This window comes from Streptomyces sp. NPDC003011 (genome assembly GCF_053591515.1).
Map to the genome: position 1 here is coordinate 1 of NZ_JBSFTY010000185.1, position 2348 is coordinate 2348.

At 74.3% G+C, this 2348-nt stretch carries 3 protein-coding genes; 2 read left to right on the forward strand and 1 reads right to left on the reverse strand.

What is annotated here, in order from left to right:
• The first annotated feature begins 152 nt into the window (after positions 1–152).
• Entirely contained in the window at positions 153–695 is a 543-nt protein-coding gene (locus ACWD0J_RS41165; RefSeq protein WP_451500989.1) for a type 1 glutamine amidotransferase domain-containing protein, read from the forward strand.
• A 62-nt stretch (positions 696–757) separates the two neighbouring features.
• On the opposite strand, the gene ACWD0J_RS41170 is transcribed toward ACWD0J_RS41165, so the two are convergent.
• Complete coding sequence (locus ACWD0J_RS41170; RefSeq protein ID WP_451500990.1) at positions 758–1036, reverse strand: DUF6158 family protein; 279 nt, start codon at positions 1034–1036, stop codon at positions 758–760.
• Positions 1037–1093: 57 nt separating this feature from the next.
• Between ACWD0J_RS41170 and ACWD0J_RS41175 the strand changes: the two genes are divergently transcribed.
• Entirely contained in the window at positions 1094–2209 is a 1116-nt protein-coding gene (locus tag ACWD0J_RS41175; RefSeq protein WP_451500991.1) for a baeRF2 domain-containing protein, read from the forward strand.
• Positions 2210–2348: the final 139 nt, after the last annotated feature.

Below are 2348 nucleotides of genomic sequence, written 5' to 3' on the forward strand. Positions count from 1 at the left end.
GGGACTGGGTGCGGTCGTGGACGGGGACGGTGAGGTCGACGTCGAGCCCGAGGGATTCGGTGTCGGTGTCGCCTTGGACGTGAGGGAGGTGCGGGGGCCCGCGCCGTGCGCCGCGCACCGAGAAGCCTCAGAGGAAAGGACGTCGAACCACGATGCGCATCGCGTTTCTGACAGCACCCGAGGGCGTCGAGCAGGTCGAACTCACCGACCCGTGGCGGGCGGCGAAGGAAGCGGGCCACGAACCCGTGCTGGTGTCGACCCGGTCCGGAGAGATCCAGGCGTTCGACCACCTCGACAAGGCGGACACGTTCCCCGTGGACGAGGTGGTGGGCGAGACGTCCGCCGACTCCTTCGGCGGGCTGGTCCTGCCGGGCGGCGTGGCCAACCCGGACTTCCTGCGCATGGACGAGAAGGCCGTGGCGTTCGTCCGGGACTTCTTCGCGCAGGGACGGCCGGTGGCCGCGATCTGCCACGCCCCCTGGACGCTCATCGAGGCGGACGTCGTCCGCGGCCGGGTGCTCACCTCCTGGCCGAGCCTGCGGACGGACATCCGCAACGCGGGCGGCGAGTGGGTGGACGAGCAGGTGAAGATCTGCGACCACGGCACCAACAAGCTGATCACCAGCCGCAAGCCGGACGATCTGAAGGCGTTCTGCGCGGCGTACCTCGACGTGTTCGTCCAGGAGACCGCCTGACGGACCCGGGCGGCCGGCAGCGGCGCACCGGGGGCGTGCGCCGCTGACCGGCCGGGATCGGCTCAGGAGCGGGGAGTCGTCGACTCCCCGCTCCGGCGTTCCCGCGCGCCCTCGCGGGTGCGGCCCGCGGCGACCGGGCGGTTCGGGTTGCGCCGCAGGTACTCGCCCTCCAGCTGCGCCATGCGCTCGTTGTGGGCCCGCAGCGCGTCGTTCGAGGCGTACAGCAGCGTGTCGTGACGTGTGCGGTGGATGGTCTCCAGCTCCTTCATGAGCTGCTGGTCGTCCAGCCGGCTGGCGTCGACTCCGGTCGTGGTCATGTCCCGCTCGTCGTGTTCGTTCATGGCCTCCGGGTACCCGCCCGGCACGCACTACCCTCAAGCGACATCCGGGAGAGAACCATGGATCTCGCCTTCCTGCGTCCACTGCACGAACACCGGGGCCCCTGGGCCTCCGTCTACGTCGACACCTCCCGGCACACCGAGGACACGCCGCACCAGCGGCATCCGGCGGCCGTGGCGCTGTCCCGGGAACTCTCCCGGCAGGGCGCCGACGAGGACACGTGCCGGGCCGTGCGAGAGGCGCTGGAGGAGCTGCGGCACTCCCCCGAACCGCCCGGGCGGGCCCTGTTCGCCCGGGCCGGGGAGGTGGTCCTGGATCCCGCGCTGACCCGGGCGCCGGACGGCGACAGCGCGCACTGGGCCGCGCTGCCGCACACCGCGCCCCTGCTGGACCTGGCCGGCGAGGACCCCGTGTGCGTCGTGGCGTACGTCGACCGCAGGGGCGCCGACTTCGAGCTGCGCGGGGCGCCCGGCCGACGGGCCGCCGGTACGGTCACCGGCCGGCGGTACCCGGTGCACCCTACGAGCTCCGCCGACTGGTCGCAGCGCCACTTCCAGCTGCGGGTGGAGAACACCTGGGAGCACAACGCGGCCGAGATCGCGGACGCGCTCGCCGTCTGCCAGGAGGAGACCCACGCCGACCTGCTGGTCCTCGTCGGTGACGACCGGGAGCGGCGGACGGTGCGCGACCGGCTGCCCAGGCGGCTGCACGACCTGGTGGCCGAGGTCCCGCACGGGGCCGGCAGCAGGCTGCTCGACGAGGACGTGGAGGAGACCCGCGCCGCGCACGTGCGGCAGCGGGCGGAGCGCGAGCTGGAGCGGTTCCTGGCCGCCCGCGAACCGGGCGCCGACGGGCGCGCCGCGGCGGTGGAGGGCGTGCCCGCGCTGGTGGAGGCGGCGCGTGAGCACCGTATCGACGAGCTGCTGATCCGTCCGGACGGCCCCGACGCGCACCAGGAGGTGTGGATCGGCGAGGAACCGGACCAGCTGGCGGTGCGCCGTACGGACCTGAGGATCCTCGGCGAGCAGCACCCCTGGTCGGCCCGCGCGGACGACGCGCTGATCCGCTCGGCGGTCGCGACGGGCGCCCCGGCGATCTCGATGGCCCCGGCCCCGGCGGCCGGGCAGACGCAGGCGCCGGTGGGCGGCCTGGGCGCGCTGCTGCGCCGGCCGTAGCCCCCGGCGGGCCGCCGGGGCCCGCCGCCCCCCGGGCGCCCCGCCCCCTCACCCCCGCCGGCGGCCCCCACCAGCACCCCCCTCACCCCCCCCCCCCCCGCCCGTGATCTCTGATCATCACAACACGTATCACAACAAA